The organism is Paenibacillus sp. FSL W7-1332 (assembly GCF_037969785.1).
GTDB lineage: Bacteria > Bacillota > Bacilli > Paenibacillales > Paenibacillaceae > Paenibacillus_AQ.
Window position 1 is genome coordinate 4566962 of sequence record NZ_CP150209.1, and the last position, 19860, is coordinate 4586821.

At 48.3% G+C, this 19860-nt stretch carries 22 protein-coding genes and 1 riboswitch; of the genes, 10 read left to right on the plus strand and 12 right to left on the minus strand.

Features of this window, described 5'->3' with window-relative positions:
* Window positions 1-173: 173 nt before the first annotated feature.
* Window positions 174-1217, plus strand: coding sequence for a hypothetical protein (locus MKX98_RS20400; protein WP_339218087.1), 1044 nt, complete (start codon window positions 174-176; stop codon window positions 1215-1217).
* A 242-nt stretch (window positions 1218-1459) separates the two neighbouring features.
* Here the strand turns inward: MKX98_RS20400 and MKX98_RS20405 are convergent, their stop codons facing one another.
* The 8 genes from MKX98_RS20405 to MKX98_RS20440 all read right to left on the minus strand — a co-directional run bounded on the left by MKX98_RS20405 (window position 1460) and on the right by MKX98_RS20440 (window position 10223).
* Window positions 1460-1939, minus strand: a complete 480-nt coding sequence (locus MKX98_RS20405) for a hypothetical protein (RefSeq protein WP_233354996.1) — start codon at window positions 1937-1939, stop codon at window positions 1460-1462.
* A gap of 258 nt (window positions 1940-2197) precedes the next feature.
* Entirely contained in the window at window positions 2198-3214 is a 1017-nt protein-coding gene (locus MKX98_RS20410) for a hypothetical protein (RefSeq protein ID WP_194543355.1), read from the minus strand.
* Between the two features lie 2 nt (window positions 3215-3216).
* Entirely contained in the window at window positions 3217-3564 is a 348-nt protein-coding gene (locus MKX98_RS20415; RefSeq protein WP_194543356.1) for a PadR family transcriptional regulator, read from the minus strand.
* A gap of 349 nt (window positions 3565-3913) precedes the next feature.
* On the minus strand, window positions 3914-4714 hold the full coding sequence (locus tag MKX98_RS20420; protein ID WP_339218088.1) for a Cof-type HAD-IIB family hydrolase: 801 nt from the start codon (window positions 4712-4714) through the stop codon (window positions 3914-3916).
* 270 nt (window positions 4715-4984) lie between these two features.
* Complete coding sequence (locus MKX98_RS20425) at window positions 4985-6406, minus strand: sucrose-specific PTS transporter subunit IIBC (RefSeq protein WP_194543358.1); 1422 nt, start codon at window positions 6404-6406, stop codon at window positions 4985-4987.
* Entirely contained in the window at window positions 6403-7905 is a 1503-nt protein-coding gene (locus MKX98_RS20430; RefSeq protein WP_339218089.1) for a sucrose-6-phosphate hydrolase, read from the minus strand. Before MKX98_RS20430 ends, MKX98_RS20425 begins: the two co-directional genes overlap by 4 nt.
* Window positions 7906-8085: 180 nt before the next feature.
* Window positions 8086-9078 carry a LacI family DNA-binding transcriptional regulator gene (locus tag MKX98_RS20435; protein WP_339218090.1) on the minus strand — a complete coding sequence of 331 codons (993 nt, stop codon included), beginning with the start codon at window positions 9076-9078 and terminating at the stop codon, window positions 8086-8088.
* Window positions 9079-9374: 296 nt separating this feature from the next.
* Window positions 9375-10223: a tetrahydrofolate dehydrogenase/cyclohydrolase catalytic domain-containing protein gene (locus tag MKX98_RS20440; RefSeq protein WP_339218091.1), complete on the minus strand. Its 849-nt coding sequence runs from the start codon at window positions 10221-10223 to the stop codon at window positions 9375-9377.
* Window positions 10224-10287: 64 nt separating this feature from the next.
* A riboswitch (ZMP/ZTP riboswitch) is annotated at window positions 10288-10367 on the minus strand.
* A 158-nt stretch (window positions 10368-10525) separates the two neighbouring features.
* Here MKX98_RS20440 and MKX98_RS20445 point away from each other — a divergent pair.
* From MKX98_RS20445 to MKX98_RS20455, 3 genes are all read left to right on the plus strand, one after another.
* Window positions 10526-11536 carry a permease gene (locus MKX98_RS20445; RefSeq protein ID WP_220684747.1) on the plus strand — a complete coding sequence of 337 codons (1011 nt, stop codon included), beginning with the start codon at window positions 10526-10528 and terminating at the stop codon, window positions 11534-11536.
* A gap of 97 nt (window positions 11537-11633) precedes the next feature.
* Window positions 11634-12608 (plus strand): TIGR03943 family protein, encoded by a 975-nt coding sequence (locus MKX98_RS20450; protein WP_339218092.1) that lies wholly within the window; start codon window positions 11634-11636, stop codon window positions 12606-12608.
* The gene (locus MKX98_RS20455; RefSeq protein WP_339218093.1) at window positions 12608-13720 is read left to right on the plus strand and encodes a GTP-binding protein; all 1113 of its coding nucleotides are present in this window, start codon (window positions 12608-12610) and stop codon (window positions 13718-13720) included. The genes MKX98_RS20450 and MKX98_RS20455 overlap by 1 nt, the downstream gene beginning before the upstream one ends.
* Window positions 13721-13795: 75 nt before the next feature.
* Here MKX98_RS20455 and MKX98_RS20460 read toward each other — a convergent pair whose 3' ends face one another.
* Window positions 13796-14047, minus strand: a complete 252-nt coding sequence (locus MKX98_RS20460) for a YolD-like family protein (protein ID WP_113061102.1) — start codon at window positions 14045-14047, stop codon at window positions 13796-13798.
* A gap of 197 nt (window positions 14048-14244) precedes the next feature.
* Between MKX98_RS20460 and MKX98_RS20465 the strand changes: the two genes are divergently transcribed.
* Genes MKX98_RS20465 through MKX98_RS20475 form a run of 3 tightly spaced genes read left to right on the plus strand, consistent with a single transcriptional unit; the run spans window position 14245 to window position 15676 of the window.
* Window positions 14245-14703 (plus strand): MarR family transcriptional regulator, encoded by a 459-nt coding sequence (locus MKX98_RS20465; RefSeq protein ID WP_194543365.1) that lies wholly within the window; start codon window positions 14245-14247, stop codon window positions 14701-14703.
* A 27-nt stretch (window positions 14704-14730) separates the two neighbouring features.
* On the plus strand, window positions 14731-15369 hold the full coding sequence (locus MKX98_RS20470; RefSeq protein ID WP_071220352.1) for a nitroreductase family protein: 639 nt from the start codon (window positions 14731-14733) through the stop codon (window positions 15367-15369).
* A 10-nt stretch (window positions 15370-15379) separates the two neighbouring features.
* The gene (locus MKX98_RS20475; protein WP_339218094.1) at window positions 15380-15676 is read left to right on the plus strand and encodes a putative quinol monooxygenase; all 297 of its coding nucleotides are present in this window, start codon (window positions 15380-15382) and stop codon (window positions 15674-15676) included.
* A 196-nt stretch (window positions 15677-15872) separates the two neighbouring features.
* On the opposite strand, the gene MKX98_RS20480 is transcribed toward MKX98_RS20475, so the two are convergent.
* The gene (locus MKX98_RS20480) at window positions 15873-17081 is read right to left on the minus strand and encodes a GTP-binding protein (protein ID WP_339218095.1); all 1209 of its coding nucleotides are present in this window, start codon (window positions 17079-17081) and stop codon (window positions 15873-15875) included.
* Between the two features lie 341 nt (window positions 17082-17422).
* Here MKX98_RS20480 and MKX98_RS20485 point away from each other — a divergent pair, with 341 nt between their 5' ends.
* The 3 genes from MKX98_RS20485 to MKX98_RS20495 are packed head-to-tail and all read left to right on the plus strand — an operon-like array spanning window position 17423 to window position 18643.
* Window positions 17423-17761, plus strand: a complete 339-nt coding sequence (locus MKX98_RS20485) for a DUF1801 domain-containing protein (protein ID WP_194543368.1) — start codon at window positions 17423-17425, stop codon at window positions 17759-17761.
* A 24-nt stretch (window positions 17762-17785) separates the two neighbouring features.
* The gene (locus tag MKX98_RS20490) at window positions 17786-18103 is read left to right on the plus strand and encodes a metalloregulator ArsR/SmtB family transcription factor (RefSeq protein WP_220684743.1); all 318 of its coding nucleotides are present in this window, start codon (window positions 17786-17788) and stop codon (window positions 18101-18103) included.
* A gap of 33 nt (window positions 18104-18136) precedes the next feature.
* A complete protein-coding gene (locus tag MKX98_RS20495) occupies window positions 18137-18643 on the plus strand; it encodes an SRPBCC domain-containing protein (RefSeq protein WP_339218096.1) in 507 nt (168 codons plus the stop codon).
* Window positions 18644-18788: 145 nt separating this feature from the next.
* Here MKX98_RS20495 and MKX98_RS20500 read toward each other — a convergent pair whose 3' ends face one another.
* Together MKX98_RS20500 and hxlB are read right to left on the minus strand one after the other, a co-directional pair.
* Window positions 18789-19208: a helix-turn-helix domain-containing protein gene (locus MKX98_RS20500; RefSeq protein ID WP_194543371.1), complete on the minus strand. Its 420-nt coding sequence runs from the start codon at window positions 19206-19208 to the stop codon at window positions 18789-18791.
* 83 nt (window positions 19209-19291) lie between these two features.
* Window positions 19292-19855 (minus strand): 6-phospho-3-hexuloisomerase, encoded by a 564-nt coding sequence (gene hxlB, locus MKX98_RS20505; RefSeq protein ID WP_339218097.1) that lies wholly within the window; start codon window positions 19853-19855, stop codon window positions 19292-19294.
* Window positions 19856-19860: the final 5 nt, after the last annotated feature.

Sequence of the window (19860 nt, forward strand, 5' to 3'; positions counted from 1 at the left end):
CATGATCAAACACTCGCTTGACACACACGGAATGTATCATAAAGAAGCCCCTAAATTCAAGTTATGATCTTCTCCAATTTCAATTGCCAACACGCATCACATTTGCCATAATTTACTCAGGAGAGAAATCATAAGCCGACCTCCGAACACTATAAAGACAGGAGGAACATGTAATGAACTCAACAACCTGGATACTGATTATTTTATTTGTTGCGGTGGATGTATGGATTATTTCTTATTTCGTGAAACGCTCGTTACGCAAACACAGCAGTCAGCAGCTCGCCAAAGGGAATAAGCTCCGACGCGGGAAAATACCCGAGTTGCCGCCGATCGTCAAGGCAGGAAGCCCGGCGAGTGAGCTTGTCGGCAGACTCGAGGCTGCGCTGCCCTACACCTATCAGAACATGCTGAAGCAACGAGTGATGAGTGAGCATCCGAATCTGTCCGAACAGGAGTATGAATGGAGATGGCATGAGCTTAAACGGTTCTTTATCATGTGCGCCGTGCTGGATCGTGTCCCGATGTTCAGCAAAGATGTGGATGAAGTATGGCATGAAATGCTGATGTATACATACGAGTACCAACAATTCTCGGAACGCTTTCTTGGCAAAATGCTTCACCACGCTCCAAACACCGGAAGCGAGCATGTGCCTATTCCGGATGAACGTGCGTGGTTTGATACGGTATATGTACAATTATTCGGCTGGCATGAATACAGCGCCAAGCTATGGGGGGCTTTCTTCCGCGTCCCGCTGCCGCGCGAAGAACTGGAGGCCGTCACTTCCCGCCACTTCACCGTGAATCATGGCCAGAAGCGCTTTAATGCCTGGACCTATGAGAAGATTCCTGCAGCCCGCACGGCGATTGATGCGATCATCCAGGATCTGCAGGATCGGGTTCGAACCGCCCAAGAGAAGCCGGCGCGACAAGAGAAGTCGGTCAATTTCCAAAATAGCGATATGCTCCTGGCAGCGGCCGTCTTTTTTGCCTGGAACACACCGGAACAATTTGGTGACCACATGATCCCTGATGAGCGTGAGCTTCATAAAAATAACAGCAGCTCCTCATGCACCTACGCCTCGGCATGCGGGTCCGGCGGATCCGATTCGGGTGATGGATCCTCAGGCGACGGATCTGGATCCTCTTGCAGCAGCGGTTCATCCTGCAGCAGCGGATCCTCTTGCGGGAGTGGCTGTGGCGGCGGCTGCAGCAGCTAAGTTACAAACTTTACGAGAACGCCTGCTGATTAATGAATCAAACAACAGTATGGACCTGAGAATTCAGGCCCATGCTTTTTGTTTTATCCAGCATTCAAACAGGATCTTAACATGGGTTAAAATTTTCAGTTCCTATAGGTACAAATGCCCGGCCCCCCTTTCCTCTACAACTACAACAAAAAAGCACCTGAACCCATTCTTCAAGGTTCAGATGCTTCTATTCATAATATAATTTAGGCTAACTAGTGGTTTGATGTGAGTACCAACCCGGAACGGGTTTGCGGTCCTACCTTACGCACGGAAATCTGGTTCTGCTCGGCCCAACGCGTAAGACTCCGAATCCCTTCACAATTCTTCTCTTCAAATTTAAAGCAGCAATACATCGGATTCACGTTCTTGTTCTTAAGGTTTATCTGGAATGCGGCTTTATGGCATCCGGAAACTTTGATCTCACGAATCTGATCAGCATGAATCTCCACGCCATTGATGGTAATCGTATCCGAATTCTCCTGTATATTCACTTCCCGTTTCACCAATCGGGCATACCCTTCAATTGCTAGTGCCGCAACAACAACGACATTCACCGCCATCTGCATATAGAATAGGACAGGATAGGAATATTGGGTCAAGGTAGCTACCTGAAACAGGATAATGCTAATGACAAAGGAAAATAAAATAACGTCTTTCATTCTCGTAGAGTAGTGGATTGCGTATTTCATCATAATCAGCTCCGTTCATTCTGTAAGGGTTTTCATTTAACTCTTACCTTATTATAACACCATTGTACATAATTTTGACACATATCATTCACATTTTTGTCAAAAAAATTATTTGCTTCGTTCCTTATCCTATGCTTATCCAACAAACGCGTGTCGTTCCTGGAACGATTCGTATACGGATTGTCTCCTAATATCAAAAAAAAGAGCCTCCCGCCAGATCCAAGATCTTTTGGGACACCCTCTACTTCAACACTTATGTCTTTATTTGGTTAACGCTGTATTTCCTTCCTTCCGCCGAAACCTCTTCATCAGAACGGACACGGTATCAATAAGGGTAATGATCACGATGACGTAAATAAGACCATCTCTGGATCGATCCCAAATTGATTTTACAATGTCGTACGATTCACTTCCCGGTGTTACGAAACCCGTCTGTGCTAGTTGCTCCATGAAAGTCGGATTCCAAATCGCCATATCGGAGAACAGAATCACCGCAACGATAACGGAAGCAACGTTAAATATGACATGCATGACGGCAATCTGCGGCGTCCACTTTCTTGTGATTAATTTCCTTGCTTCATTGAATATGCTGAAGGCGGTAAGAAGCCATATCAGCGGCAAATACTTGGCAAAGGCAGCCTGTTCAAACACCGGAATGGCGATCGAGTTTTCATCAAATCGATGAACACCGATCAGATTAAGGGAAAACGTGAACAGGACGAAGAACAGCACGGAAAATAGAATGCCCAGCACCGGCTCGATCGGTTTAATCCGAACAGCTGGTTCAGGAATTACAGGCAAATCCGATGGTTTCCAAGCATCCTTAGATACTTGCCGAGCACCGCGATATTCGATATAGGCAAAAATAACGGTAACCCATGCGAACCCGTGAATAGCGACACTCAGCAAGGAGACAAAGTACTCCAGAAGCTTCTCGGCGTTAGGGTCCGAGCTTGTAAAGAAATCAACCATATACGCGATGCCAAGAGCGACGACGACCGAGTACAATACAATCCGCAGGACAGACCAATAACTGTCAATTAAACCGGGTCCAATGAGATACCGTTCTCTTCCTCTATATCTAGCTGCCATGTCCCCGGGTGGCCCGAGCTCGAGCAGCACCTGTTCCACATCTTCAGTGCTTGCAATCCCGACGCCTGCTCCCCTGTCTTCCAGCATATCTTCGATGAGTCCGTGCAGTTCCTTTTCAATATCGGCTCTTTGTGATTCGGGCAGCTTCTGCGTCACTGCATAAATATACCTGCTAATCAGATCCATTACTATACGTCCCCCTTGTCATCAACAAGCCCTTCAAGACTTGTCATCATAGACTTCCATTCATGGTAAAGCTGGCGATATATTTCTTTCCCTGTCTGACTTATGATGTAATATTTCCTCGGACGAGCTTCATTTGTATCCCACTCGCTATCCAGCAAGCCTTGTTTTTCCAACCGCCGCAGCAAGGGATACAGGGTACCCGCTTCCACGCTGACCCCCTTCTCCTGCAATATGGTCACCAATGAGTATCCATACTGAGGTTCCGACAATTGGCTGAGGACACCAAGTATGATGGTTCCTCGTCGAAGCTCCTGCACCAAACTGTTCAAAATATCTTGATCCTCTGACATATCATCAACTCCTGTAATGATTATACTGTATTACACACACTAATGTATATAGACAATTAATAATTATTCACAATTATTTTTTGATTATACTTGCTGTAAGTCTGCCAACCCAGGAAGCAAGCCGCGTGAAGACCTGCACTTCCATCTAAAAAAGGTTATCCTACGGCCGGGATTGTCCCAGGTCATAAGATAACCTTCTTAAATGCTCTCATCTCACAGCGATGTTGTTCCTTTGTTCCATCGTTAAAACTGCGCTTCTCGAAATGCACTTCAAACCGAAAACATGTCAGTCCTTATCGTCCCTCAGGAACGGAGACTGACACGCTCATGACTTTTTATCGTAAAATAACTACACGATTTCCTGCGGTTCCTTACCCAGTAGACCCAACAGACGGAGGCCGTACTGTATACCGTCTTGATCAACATCCCTGGTTATATGCCTGGCCGCCTTCTTGACGATTTCCGGCGCATTGCCCATCGCCACACCGTGGCCCACGTACGACAGCATCTCCAGATCATTCAGATAATCGCCAAAAGCAATAGTATCTTCCAGATCGATGTGCAGCAGCTGAATCAATTGTTTGATCCCTTCGGCTTTGGATCCCCCGGACGGCAACACATCGATTCCATAAGGACCCCATCGAACGAAATCGAACCGGCCTGCGAAATTGTTCACGTAAGCCGCTTCCTCATCCTCCGTGCAGAATACAATGGCCTGATAAATATCTCTGCCCAAGTAATATTCCGGATCATATTCAGGGATCGTGAGTTTCAGTTCCCCCCAGCTGGAATCGATATGAACATGCTCGGTTACGTTCATCTTCATGGCTTCACTGCCGGCATATATGATCGGATGATCAAACTCAACGGCCTGCTCCGTCAGCTTCTGCAAGGCATCTTGCGCCAATGGATAACCATAGATCGGTTTGCCTTCATGAACCACATACTGACCGTTCATACAAACATAGGAATTGATACCGAGCTCCTCCCGCAGCTCTTCAAAATGATAGGGAGCGCGCCCTGTCGCTATAGCGACGATGTGCCCGGCATCCTTTAACTCCCGAATGGACTCCTTCGTTGTAGCCGGAACTTTCTTGTCATGATTCAGCAGCGTCCCGTCAATATCAAAAAATATGATTTTCTTATTCAATGAAACTCGCCCCTCTTCCGTATATTCTAGCCAGTAACCATATTGTAAATGATGAAAAGCATTTCAGAGCAAGCCATAATTTCAGCAAGGTCGCTTCGGATACTTCCCGATCATACATAAACAACCGCGCTGGAGCACGGTTTCTACGGAAATTTATATCGATGAAATCAAGATAACCATCTACATGAACATAAGCGCAATTTGCCGTCATTTTTTTATCTAACGACAACAAAAGAGTCCGCCTTGTGCAGACGGACTTCTTCTGAAGGCTTATTTCGCTTCCGATCGAACCTCATCGAGCATTTTATCATTGAATCCGAACAGCCAAGTCAGCACAAAAGTTAGAGCCATCGCGGTCAGATTGCACAAAATGTAAAGAGGAAGCTGGCTGTTCAAGTATAACAGCGTACCTGGGATCACCGTAATCGCCATGCCCGTTGCCTCCAGTTGGAAGAGGGAAGCCATGAAACCGCCCACGCCACCGCCGATCAAGGCGATCACGAACGGTCTGACGTACCGGAGGTTGACCCCGAAGATCGCCGGCTCCGAAATTCCCAGCATGGCCGAGAATGCGGACGGCAGCGATAAAGCCTTTAGTTTTTTGTTTCTCGTCTTGAGTCCGACAGCCAGACAAGCTGCCCCTTGCGCTGCCATGGCGCTAGTCACGATCGCATTAAACGGATTGCTTCCCGTCTTCTCAAGAAGCTGAATTTCAAGGAAATTGAAAATATGATGCACGCCTGTGACCACAATAATCTGATTGAAGAAGCCGATCACAAGACCTGCAATGCCAAACGGCAGCTCCAGCAAGAAAGTCGTCGCGTTCAGAACCACCTCTTCCAGGGAGTGGAACACGGGGCCGATGGCGAACAGCCCGAGCGTAATCATTACAAGCAAGGTTAGAAACGGCGTAACGATCAAATCAATCGCTTCAGGAATGCGTTTTCGCAAAAATCTCTCGAATTTCGCGCCCAGCAGTCCAATGAAGAATGCCGGCAGAACCGAGCCCTGATACCCTACGACCGGAATGAAATCAAAAATCATGAGTGCCTCAGCCGAGCCGTTCGCCACGCTGTACGCGTTGGGAAGAGCCGGGTTCACCAGCATCAGACCAAGGACGATACCGAGCACCGGGCTGCCCCCGAACACTCTAAATGCGGACCAGGCCACCAAGGCCGGCAAGAAAGCGAAAGCCGTATCCGTCAATACCTGGGTGAAGAGCAGAAAATTAGGCGAGATATCATCCGGTGTCGCACCAAACCAGGCAAGCACGGTGTCCTGGGTCAGAAGTCCCCGTAATCCCATGAACAAGCCAGTGGCGACCAGTACCGGGATAATCGGCACAAACACATCACCGAACGTACGAATCGCCCGCTGAAACGGATTCCCCGACTTTTTAGCCTGAGATTTCAGTTCTTCCTTGCTTGTGCTCTCCATTCCCAGGGATTCGACCGCTTCAAAAATCTGATTGACGGTTCCTGTTCCGAAAATGACCTGATATTGGCCGGAGTTGAAAAAAGCGCCTTTGACCTTATCAATATTTTCGACCTTCTTCTGGTCAATCTTCTTCTGATCGTGAACCATAATTCGCAGTCTCGTAGCACAGTGAGCAAAGGAAGCGATGTTCTCCCTGCCGCCGATGGCTTCCACTACCTGCCTTGCAATTTTCCGATTATCCGCTGCCATGTTCATTCATCCCCTTCTATATCTTTTACGGCTTGGGCAAGATCCCACTTCTTGACCTTCAAGCCGGCGCTGCCGTTTGTTGCGAAAAATCGTATATGACGGCTGTCCCGTTTTGGAAATATCCGACTCGTAAATACCTCTTCGCCATCATTAACGAACACCTCTGCCGAAGAAATATCCACAAAAAGATGAAATTTGATCGAGTTTGCTTTGGCATGCAGCATGCAGGTTCGTGTCGTACCGTAATCACTTACAATCGTTGCACCCGATGATGAGCGATCCAGTGTAACCTTTTGCCTGAGAGCGTCATACCAGATGACCGTCCGCTCCGTTTCGCTTGCTCGAAATTCAATGCCAACGGCGTCCGCTTCGATCGCATGGAACTCGCATATCATCTCGAATACGGTCCCCTCAACTCCTGCATAACTCTTCACTTCGCTGTAAAGTGTATCCGCTGCTTCCATGGCCTTATCGCGGAGCACTTCCAACTCGGGGACCGGCTGCTGAATCAGCTTGCCCTCACGGAACGAGAGCGAACGCGGAAGAGTCAAACAATGCGCCCAGCCATGCGAGTCGGTTGGATAGACGACCTCCGGCATACCCATCCAGCCTACCATGATGCGCCGGTCTTGCTCGTCCAGCATGGTCTGCGGTGCGTAAAAATCAAAACCTCTGTCCAGTTCGTAAAAGGAGCCGTGTTCAAACTCCAGCGTGCCCCGATCCAGCGGCTTGCCCGAGATGTAGCCGGATTGGTAAATGTTCCGGTATTCGTCGTCTTGCGGACTCAGCCCCTGCGGCGAAAACAGCAGCACGCCCCGTCCTTCCAGTTCAAAATAATCGGGGCACTCCCACATATAGCCGAAATGTTCAAGACGGGTTTGGATTTCCCCTTTGCAGGTCCAATCCAGCAAATCCGGTGATTCATATACGACAGCCGTTCCTGTCTTATCGCCCCTTTGGGCGCCGATAACGAACCGGTACATGTCTTCGTCTTTCCATACCTTCGGATCCCGAAAATGCTCGGTATATCCGTCCGGCACATGGTCGATCAGCGGCTTATCGAGCTTCGTGACCGATCCACCGCGGTTCATCACGGCCATGCATTGATAAGATTGCCTGTTCCATTCCTCATCCCGGGCATTTCCGGTATACATCAGATACAGTTTGTCGTCTTTCACGATTCCGCTGCCCGAGTAAGCGCCATAAGCATCCTGCGGGTGGCCAGGTTCAATGGCGATGCCTTGGTTTTGCCAATGCACGAGGTCTTTCGAGGATGTATGGTACCAGTATTTCAAGCCGTGATACGTACCCAGCGGAAACCATTGATAAAATAAGTGATATTCCCCGTTATAATAAGAAAACCCGTTAGGGTCATTCAGCAAGCCCATGATGGGCTGTATGTGAAACCTCTGCCTCCATTCGCTTAATTTCACTTTCTCCTTTAAGGAGGAAAGCTCTTCGGGAGAAGCCTGATCCAGGCGTCGGTATTTCAGTTCTCTGTCCATATCTCTTCTCCTTATAAATGGGCTAACTAAAAAAACAATCTGATCATGCTATGCGTGAACATCAGCCTAACTCACCTGTAGTGGAACCGGTTCCAATCAGGAGTAAAAATAATGAACTCAGCTCCAATACCAGGCAAAAGCAGTATTGGAACCGGTTCCGTTTTTTTCAGTATAAAATACCTATTTTAGATTGTCAACGCTTTCGCGATGAATCATATCGCAGCTCATAACCGTCAGGAAATCCACAGGCTCGTCGTTGACCAGCTTCATTATATGCTGTGCGGCGAGATGGCCCGCTTGGGAATATCCATATTTAACCGTTGTCAATCCAGGATGAATCACCTCGGTTACGTCGTATCCGCCAAATCCGGTAACGGAGAGTTCGTTCGGAATTTGAATGCCCTTCATATGAGCCGCTTTCATAACGCCTAACGCGATATTGTCAGTAGCGCAAACCACGGCAGTTGGCAGCGTTCGGTTCGACTCAAAAATGGACCATGCGGTCTTTACACCATCCGACATCTTAAATCCACTCTCATAGAGATCCGCTTTTGCCTCACTATCCTCGCTTACCGCTTTCAGAAACCCTTCCTTCCGCTGAACTCCGACAGCAACGTCTTGTTCCGTCACCCCGATATAGGCAATATGGCGATGTCCCTTGGACAGCACATACCGGCCCATGTCATAACCCGCGGCATAGTCGTTATAAATCATGCTGTGAACATCCTTATGCTGCTGTCCTAACAGGATGACAGGGATGCCGATCTCTTGAATCGCGGCAAGATGGGTATCCGTCACTTGAGTCGCAAATAAAATAATGCCAGATATTTTTTGCCTGGCGAGATCATACAGCGCTTCAATCTCCCTGGTTAAGTCCTGGCTTGCATTGATAATAAGAAGCTGATAACCGTGTTTCCTTAATTCTTCGTCCATGCCGGCAACGGTCTGCGATGCTGAGAATGAATCCAGACGCGGTACAATGGTGCCGATCATGCTGGTTTTCTTCGCTTTCAAGCTCTGTGCAAACGAATTCGGAATATAACCGGTTTCCTGAATGACCAGCTCAATTTTTTGGCGTGTTGCATTGCTGACGGAACCTCCGTTCAAGAAACGGGAGACCGTGCTTTTGGCAACCCCGGCTTTTTTGGCAATATCTGCAATCGTGTTTTTCATTCGGTGCTCCCGGGAGCCGCTTGCGGCGCTGCAACGAACAGTTGTTCCTCCACAGCTCCTAGTTGGGCAGCACAATGGATCATGTTTCGTTTGTGCATGAATCTCTCCCCTTCGTTTTCGCTTTTTCCTAACTATACCATGACGTCCAGGCATCCGTGAAATGGAGACTCCAAGCCTATTATGGCAGGAGCCATATCTTTTCCAAGCTCCAGACTCTTACTAGGAATGAACCGATTCGAAGGGGATTTATTCATGGGCGCATCTTAATTCATATGCAAATTGTCTGTGGTTTTCCTTCAGGCTTGCACGGTTCGCTCGGCCGATTCGACGGTATGCTTCAGCAATGTAGCAATCGTAACGGGGCCGACACCTGCCGGTACCGGTGTAATCGCAGATGCCACCTTCGCGCAGGCTTCATAATCGCAGTCGCCGATATTCCCTTTATTGTAGCCGGCATCCAATACAACGGCACCCGGCTTAATCCAGCTCCCTTGAATGAAATTAGGTTTGCCTACGGCCGCAACCACGATATCCGCCTGGGACACAAGCTCCCCGAGGTTCCTCGTTCTCGAGTGGCAGATCGTAACGGTAGCATTGCGATTGAGCAGCATCATCGATACCGGCTTACCCAGAATCGGACTGCGTCCGACCACCACGGCATGCTTCCCTTCGATCGGCAGATCATAATAATCCATAATCGCAATAATCGCGGCAGGCGTACAAGACGGATAATCGGCAAAACCAAACGCATTTTGCGAGAAACCGAGCGTGGTTACTCCATCCACGTCTTTTTCAATGGCTATGGCATCAAAAGCCGCCCGTTCATCGATATGATGCGGTACCGGATGCTGCAGCAGAATACCGTGGACATTCGGATCCTCGTTCAGCTCTTGTATCGCGGCGATCAGCTCCTCAGTCGAGGTCGAGGTCTCCAGCACCACTTTCTTGGATATGATGCCAAGCCGCTCGCAAGCATTTCCCTTCATCCGTACATAGGTCGCCGAAGCAGGATCATCGCCAACCAGAATCGTTGCCAGACAAGGCGTTATCCCGTGCTGCTTCAATTCCTGTACCTTCACCGCCAGCTTTGCCTTAATATCATCGGATACCTTTTTTCCATCCAAAATTACGGGTTCCTTACTCATGCTAATCCGCTCCTTCGCCATTGTATTAAAAACATAAAGAGGCAAGGCGACTAATCGTCTCCTTACCTCTTGCCCAGGCGTACGGCATATGATCCTATGTGCTCCCTCTTGGTACCCCAAGCTACGCCAGTAACACACAGATAACTTTTTTTAAATATACCACGACTTTGGACTTCGCGCTACCGGTCATGAAGTTCACCTATTAAATCGTAATCTTTTTGATTAATTTGCAAGAATCGAGTATGTTGCCGATGGTACAAGCATAGAATGTCCTAAGAACAATTCGCTCCAGGAGGCCTTGAATGAAATATCCGGTAATCTTCAAAATGCTGCCCTTCATGATTCCGCTTGTCTTCGTGATACCGGTCTTGACGATATGGCTGCAGAACGATTCAAGTCTAATATCAAGCCGTGACATACAGCAGGTAAAAACGGTTTTTACGGGCATTTTCCTTGAGGCGCTTCCTTTTGTGCTGCTTGGAGTGCTGCTGTCGTCCCTTCTTCAGCTGTTCGTTAAAGAACAGTGGGTGCGTCGGATCACGCCCAAAAACCCGGTCATCGGCGTCCTGTTCGCTTCCATGCTGGGGATCGTGTTTCCCATCTGTGAATGCGGGATGATCCCGGTCGTCCGAAGGCTGATGCTTAAGGGGATGCCTGCCTACATCGCTGTAACCTTTATTCTCAGCGGACCTATCCTGAACCCCATTGTGTTCGCTGCGACGTTCATGGCCTTCCGCTCGCATCCCGAAGTGACGATCGGCCGGATGGGACTGGCTTTTGCAGTCGCGATAACGGTAGGTTTGCTTGTCTATGTTTTTTCAAGGAACAACCCGCTCAAGCGTTCCTTACAAGAGTTTTCCGAACAAGATTCCGCCGTTGGTGAACGCAAGCTGCACGAGCATCCCAAAACCTGGAGAAGCCTGTTTGTCCACGCCGGAGACGAATTGATCGAAATGGGCAAATACCTGGTTCTTGGCGCATTCCTGACAGCCTGCATCCAATCCTTCATTCCTAGAGAAGAGCTGCTGGCATTGGGGAACGGTCCCACCGCTTCTTACCTGTTCATGATGGGGTTTGCTTTCATCCTGTCCCTCTGCTCGACTTCGGATGCCTTTGTAGCATCGGCGTTCACGCACACCTTTACCGTAGGTCCGCTCGTATCCTTCCTCGTGCTCGGCCCGATGCTGGATTTCAAAAGCTTGCTCATGCTGTCGACTACCTTCAAGACTAAATTCGTGATCGGTTTAAGCCTGCTGGTAATGACACTTGTCTTTATCGGCTCTGTAGCCGTCAACGCTCTTTTGGGTGGATAGCTGCCTAAGGATGAAAGATTGACGAAAAACCAAACGAGATTACCGGGACCGTTTAGGATCATCAGGTATCCGCTTGAGATTGGAGGTGATTGGGAGGATGAAGTCCAGTTTGAGGATACGGATTCACTATACGCTCCGGTCGCTGCTTGTTGCGGCTCTCGCCGCTTATATCATGCATCTGAATGCTTCAGATGCGCTCGAATTTTACCTAGCGCCTCATATGCAGACCCTGCTGCTTCTCTGCCCGGTTCCGTTGTTGTTCATTGCATTCGGGATGATGTGGCATTCCCTTGCGGGCGATTCCGGAGAGGTATGTGATTGCGAGCATCCCCTGCCTGCCGGCCTTGTCAAAAACGTAACGGTATACGGGTTATTCACGGTGCCGCTGCTGTTTGGCCTGCTCCTGCCGGACCAAGCCCTGGGCAGCGATATGGCAGCCAAAAAAGGAATGATCTACACCTATCCGAATCCCGATGTACGGCGTAAGACCGATGACCGCAACACCGCCGCCTTTTCAGGCACGGATAAGCGATTACCCGGCATGGATCAAGAAGCAGAAGAAAATATTGCATTGAACGAACGATTCGTTGCCAAGGACATCTATAGTGTGGAGTTTGCAGAGCTTGCCAAGCGCTTATATACGCTGCCCGTCATTAAGGTGGAACCGGACATTTTCTCGGAAACCGTCGGGGCCATGGATATGTACAAAGAGCATTTTCAAGGAAAAACCATCTCGGTGCAAGGGTTCGTCTTCCGCGACGGAAAGATGAATGAGGATACCTTTGCCGTTAGCCGATTCCTCGTGATGTGCTGCACGGCAGACGCCGTACCGTTCGGGGTTCTTGTGCGCGGCACGAATGCTGCGTCGTTCGCTGATGATACGTGGGTCCAGATTGATGGCACGATCCAGGTCGCCACCTTGAATGGTAAAGAGACGCTGCAAATTCAAGCGAAGCGGATTCAGCCGATCGAGCAGCCGGCGTCCCCGTACATTTTCACGAATCCGGACTCCGTCGCGGAGTTTGACGAGCTGTATTCGAATGATAACGAGACCAAGGAGGAAATCAATTAATGAACAAGATACCCGTTGTATTGATTAGCGGATTTTTGGGAAGCGGCAAAACCACGCTGCTGCTCAGACTGCTGGAATATGCCGCCAAGCGCCAGTGGAGAACCGCCGTGCTTATGAATGAGATGGGCGAACAAGATGTGGATGGCGATACGGTCTCCGGCGAAATCCCCGATCTTCCGATTGAGAAGCTGCTCGACGGATGCATCTGCTGCACCAGACGAGACGAGCTGGGTCAAGCATTACAAACCCTGTTAGATCAGAAGCCGGATCTCATATTCATCGAAACGACCGGCGTGGCGAATCCTGAACAGATTCTTGAGGATCTGCAGGATCCGTCCCTGGCTGACCGAATCTCAATTCAGCGCAAAATTGCCTTGGCCGACTGCAGGAAATTTCTCGAGTACAACAGCTTCTTTGCATCCAGTCGTGAACTGGTGCGTACCCTGCGGGGACAAATCAGCTTCGCGGATATGATCATCCTTAACAAGGCGGGGGACTGCGACGATAAACAGATCAACAAAGTCACGACCTCCATTAGAAAAATAAACACGACGGCAAGTCTGTCCGTAACCGACTACAGCCGTTTGGATGATGAAAATGAAGTGTTTTCGACGCTTCAGCTTCAGCCTCAGCTTGAGCCCTCTAATGACCCGAGCCATTCGTTTCCAACTTCGCAATGGAAGCCAGGAGATCTTGCGGATCTTACGCAAGACCAACCGTTGACTAATGATCACAGCAAGCATGCGCACCACCAGCCAGAGAGATCCGCCAATGACCATTCTAGCCATCTGCACGGAGAAGAGTCCGGACACAGCAGCACATCCTTCACGGGCATGGATACCTTGACCTTATCTGCTCCATCCCCCTTCCCGCTTCAGTTGAGCGCGATCGAGACGTTTCTCGCTGCACTTGGCTCCAGCCTGATTCGGGCCAAAGGTTACATCCATCTCTCGACGGGGCCCTCTCTAGTTCAGTGGGCGGGTTCAGAGCTTGAATGTAAGCCAAGCACGCTGCAGCTGCAACGCGGATATCTTACGCTGATTGGCCATCGTCTGGATAAAAAACGCATGGTTCAAGAGTGGGAAGGCTTGCTCAGTGGCGTGGTGCAATGACAGCTGGATGGTTTGACAGACAGAGATATAGAAAAGGAGATCCTCGCAGGATCTCCTTGTTCGTTATCATTCTGATTAGTCCCTGGGATAATTCACTTCCATAATGTCCATAAAGGGAACCTTCGTAATGACGCCATTCTCTTTCATGTGCACCTTCCCTGTGCGGGAGTCCATTTGATCGATTTGTCCGCGGACTGCCTCTTCCCATCCCCAGACCGTCAGTACGATCACCGATTCTTCCTGGTAAGCTTCCGTAAGCTGATTTCCGAGCTCTTCCAGTACAAACTCATCTCTCGTGGGTCTCTTTGGAACTTTTGCTTTTGCCATAACCTTGTCCTCCTGATTTATGTTGTTCATGCATTAGCATTACATTCTCCATGAAAACAAATCTTTCCTCAAACCTATGAATTAGGAATCTACTTCCTATTATACATGAAATCCGATTCAGTTTTTTATGCAAAAGACTTGATTTTCAGAAAACAAAGGTATATGATTGACCCATCAAACATTGACGAGTCAATGAATTGAAGGGGGTCTTTATAATCGCTACGTGCCATACGGAAGACCTGCTGTACTTGCTGATGCATTTAAACAAGCATATTTCGACCCGGTTTGAACGCTGTGCTGGAGTTAGTCCCAATCGGCTCGAACTCCTATGCAAACTGACGGGGGGCCAAATTAGCCAATCGGATTTGCAGAAGGCCGTGTCTATTGATCCAGCTGCGGTGACCCGTCATGTTCAGCAGTTGGAAGCGGAAGGAATACTTCTCCGAACCAGATGTGAGAATGACAACCGGATTACGTTGGTTCAGCTAACTGAAGTGGGCAAAAGTAAAGTAGCAGCGTTTAAGGCGGAGAAAGATCGCTTTATGGAGGAACTGCAGGCAGACCTCACGGAATCAGAACGACTTGCGTTTGTTCAAACTCTACAGAAGCTGAACAGCCAGATTCAACTAATGAAAGAACCAAGTAAGACCAATTAACTTATAGAGATTAAAGGAGAGAATATCATGACTGTAACTTCCCTAAACAATAATTATAAAGAAATTATTACTTCCCGTCGCTCTGTGCGGGTATACGACCCATCGGTCAAAATCAGCCGTGAAGAAATGACTGAAATTTTGGAAGAAGCGACTTTGGCTCCGTCATCCGTTAACCTTCAGCCTTGGAGATTTCTTGTCGTTGATAGCCCCGAAGGTAAAGCGACGCTTGAAGAGCTTGCACCAGGGAACAAAACGCAAGTTTCAACTTCCTCCGCTGTCATTGCTGTATTTGGAGATATGAACGCATTCGACAATGCAGATGAAATTATGGGTAGCGCCGTGGAACGCGGTTATCTGCCACAAGAGATTAAAGATCAGATGATGGCAAACTATACCGATCTCTTCGCACGTATTCCGGCACAGTCTTTCCGTGAAATGATCCTTATAGATAGCGGCTTGGTTTCCATGCAGCTTATGCTTTCTGCTCGTGCCCGTGGATATGACACGAACCCCATTGGCGGATACGACAAATCCCGAATTGCAGAGGCATTTGGTATGGAGAAAGAACGTTATGTGCCGGTAATGCTCATCTCTGTAGGTAAAGCTGCCAAAGAAGCGCGTTTGACGACCCGTCTTCCTATTGATCGTATTGCAGAGTGGAAGTGAGGTCATAGCGATGATTATTATTCATGCAGAAATGAAAGTAAACCGTGAACTAGAGGCAGAATTTCTGGAATCCGTAAAAGAACTTATTGAGGCATCCCGCGCGGAACAAGGAAATGAATCGTATAAGCTGCTTAAAGATACGGAGCAGGATAACACGTATCTCATGGTTGAGCAGTGGAAAGACCAGGAAGCTGTGGGGCTCCACAATGCAAGCAGCCATTTTCAGGCATTTGTAGCTAAAGCTCCAAAATACCTGACAGCTCCGCTAAATGTCCAAGCATATGCTGGCCAACCGATAAACAAATAATGAACAGACTGCAGTCACGTTTAAAAAGCCAACTCGTTCAGACGAGTTTGGCTTTTTTTATTAAATGGATATATCCCTATTTTCCTCGGATTCAATCTTATAAACTCTCCCATAAAAAAGTCCCCTTTAAGTAAACTGTATCGTCTGTAGCGTCTTCTTCTGCACAGTCTACTCAAAGGAGAACATATCCTAAACCTTACAGCGATAGCTCTTCGATAGCCATCCATGGCAGCGGATTGTTAAAGGTCGACCAATCCAGCTGCATTTCCTGATCAGTCAACAAACATTCGTCCAGCTCCCGCTCGATTCGTGACTGCTCCATCTGTATCCCGATCATCACAAGCTCGGTCGTCCGATCTCCCCAGACGCCATCCCATTTTCGCTGCACATCCGGCTCACTCTGAAGCAGCTCCTGCTGCTCCTGCTCGGTTAAAGCAGCCACCCAATAACCTGCAGGCCCAAACTGAATGGAAGGTCCCGCCTGACTTAGACTTGCCGCAACATCCTCACGCACAGCCAGCCAAGCGATCCCTTTCGCGCGTACGACCTCTTCCGGCCAATCACTCATGAAATCAGCCAGCCGCTCCGGATGGAACGGTCTTCTTCTCCGATAAACAAAAGAGCTGATGCCGTATTCATCCGTTTCCGGCACATGCTCTTCCTTCTGAAGCTCCTGAATCCAGCCGGGGGACTGACTGGCTTTTTCAAAATCGAATAAACCGGTATTCAGAATTTCCGCAGGGGCGACTTGTCCCTTCACAGTACGTATGATTTTTGCGCTGGGCTGAAGCTTACGAAGTATGCCTTCCACCTTGGCCAATTCGTCTTCGCTTACCAAATCGCATTTGTTCAATAGGAGTACATCACACATTTCGATCTGGTCAATCAACAGATCCACGACTTCCCGTGTATCCTCTTCGCCCAGCGCTTCCTTCCGATCTAGCAGGCTTTGACCCGAAGAGAAATCTTTCCAGAAACGGTTCGCATCCACAACCGTCACCATACAATCCAGCCGGGCTAGGTCGGACAACTGGACGCCGGACACCTCATCCGGATAGACAAAGGTCTGCGCAACGGGCACGGGCTCGCTAATCCCCGTCGATTCAATGAGAATATAATCAAACCGGTTCTCCTGTACCAGCTTCTGAACTTCCTGTACCAGATCTTCCCGGAGCGTGCAGCAGATGCAGCCGTTAGACATTTCAACCAGCTTCTCATCCGTTCGGGACAGGCTTCCTTCCCCTCGAACCAAATCCGCATCAATATTCACTTCGCTCATGTCATTTACAATGACCGCAACCTTCAATCCATCACGATTATGAAGCACATGATTTAGGACCGTCGTCTTGCCTGATCCGAGGTACCCGCTGAGCACTGTGACAGGAATCCTATTGTTACTATTCATCTATTGAACTTCCTCCATTCCTTAATCGTAATCATTACGATTTATACGGTATGATATTATCTCTCCTCACTTAAATTGTCAATGCTTCCATTCAAAAATATCTGATAAACATAATAATCCCCTAGCATTCATTCACCGGAGTTTCTCTTATGATCTAAGATCACAGCGAATGCATTCTACAGGTGCAGCATGGGATTAAGCCTCAATTTACCTTGTTATACGCAGTTTCGAATGCCGCTTTCATGAAATCATCTCATAAATATCCCTTTACAGGAATATTCCCATGGTGGTATATTGTAATCAATCGTTGGTTAATCTTTACAAATAAGGAGGGATACGATATGAGCCAAGAAGTAATTTCGTTCATCGAAAACCTTAGTCTGCCTTGGCAAGTAGAAGTCAGCAAAAAGCTTCGACTTATGGTCCTTGAAGCCATTCCGGAGGTAGAAGAACGGATTCAGTACAAAAAACCGCATTTTCTAAAAAACGGACATTATGCGGCCGTGATTTCGCCATCCAAAGATGCAATTGCCTTTATGATCATGAACACAACTAATCTAGACGTCCCGAAACATTTCGAAGGTCCGCCCGAACGGAAATGGCTTAAAATTCGAAAAGATGATACTCCGGACTTTGAACTGCTAGCCGATCTATTAGTTCAAGCATCAAGTTCGTTGTAGTAACAAGATCGGGGGTAAGGTCATATGAAACAGACAACGTTGAACGCACTAGCCGAGCCTAACCGATTACAGATTGTCGAACTGTTACGAGAAGGTCCTTTAACCGTTAATCAGATTGCTGAACGTCTTCATATCCGGCAACCTCAGACTTCCAAACATTTAAAAATATTGCATGAAGCAGGACTGGTCGAAGTTCTGGCGGAGGCTAATCGACGAATCTATAGACTACGATCTGAACCGCTTCAAGAAATGGACGAATGGTTGGATACGTTCCGCGGTATTTGGGAAAAGCGCTTTGATCAGCTTGAGGATTATTTGGAAAAATTACAAAAGAAAAGGTAGCAGCCGCTACCCTTCTTTTTAGGAGGAATTCAAATGACCGAGCAAAGCAAACAAGGTTTACTTCTGTCACGTGTTTTCAATGCCCCCAGGGAACTGGTTTTTAAAGTTTGGACCGACCCTGAACACTTCGGCAAATGGTGGGGACCTCAAGGATACTCCTTAGAAGTTATCACAATGGATGTACGTCCTGGTGGCATGTTCTTAGGTTGTCAGAAGTCTCCGGATGGAAACCAAGCCATGTGGGGAAAATTTGTATATCAGGAAGTTATCGTTCCTGAGAAACTGGTATTCATTCAATCATTCTCTGATGAGGAAGGCAACACTATACGTGCACCTTTTAACGCAAACTGGCCGCTTGAAATTATGAATATCATCACACTTGAAGAAATCGATGGAAAAACCACGCTTACCATGCAGGGAGGCCCTGTCAACGCAACTGCAGAAGAACAAGCAGCATTTGATGAAATGGCTCCGATGGTGAAACAAGGATTTGGCGGAACTTTTGATCAACTCGCGCAATACCTTGAAAGCCAGCAATAATAACATGGATCAAGGAAGCGCAAACCAGCGGCGGCGAACCTATTGGCTCGCCGTTTTTTTAATGCTTCAGAACTCAGCAGCATCTTACTCGAAAAACCCCCTGCCCGATCGCCTCGCTAATGCATTCGCATGCATGTTCGAGAAATTACAGCTTCTGTGCGACTGGTTGCTCCGCTGCCTGTCCATCGTCTTTATGCTCAGGCAGCTCGCCGTCTTTCCAGACGACCTGTTCGCCGTAATCTTTTCCCCAATCGTACATCAGCTTCAAGATCGGCATTAGGCTCTCCCCGTAAGGCGTGAGCGAATATTCGACTCGAGGCGGAACCTCGGGGTAAACCACACGATGAACGAGCTGATCCTCCTCCAATTCCCGGAGCTGGTTGGTCAGCATTTTTTGCGTGATATGAGGAATCATTCGATTCAGCTCACCGAAGCGCTTTACGCCCTCTAAACCAAGATGCCATAGGATGATCAGCTTCCATTTGCCGCCGATGACCGCCAGGGTTAACTCCTTATGGCAGTTTATTTCCTTCAGATTGATTCGCTGCTTGACTTCACTTGCCATAATGCATCACCCCTTCTTCCCTACAGTATACAACGGTCGCGGTTATATCATCAAAGCGGCAACTTTACCCACACCTTGACCTCTTATTCCAAATTGGCGTGCAGCCCAAACATATTTTCCGAGTGAAGTTCCTTCATCTCCATCAATCTCAAGATAACGGCATCCAATACGATCAGCATCGTTTGCTCAAATAAAGAGGCCATCGGTTGAACGGTGACAAGAGATCCTTGATTCTGCTCCTTCGTTGTGCCCGGTAGCCGAACGATCGCATCCGAAAGCTTACCGATACGTGATTCGGGATTCACGGTGACCACCGCTACGGCAGAGCCTATACCCTTGGCCTTCTGAGCCATAGACACCAAGCTCTGCGTTTCGCCGGAGCCTGAACCGATAAGTAGCATATCCCGCGCGCCGATGGCCGGAGTTACCGTATCGCCCACGACATGAACCTTATACCCCATCTGCATTAATCGCATGGCAAAAGCTCGGATCATTAGACCGGATCTGCCGCCCCCCGCTAAGAAAATGGCATCGGATTGCACGATCCGTGCAATCAATTCCTCAATCTGATCAGCATTGATCTGCTGCACGGATGCTGATATCTCCTTGGCAATGTCCGCTGCATGTTGAAATATCTTTTGACTCATACTAA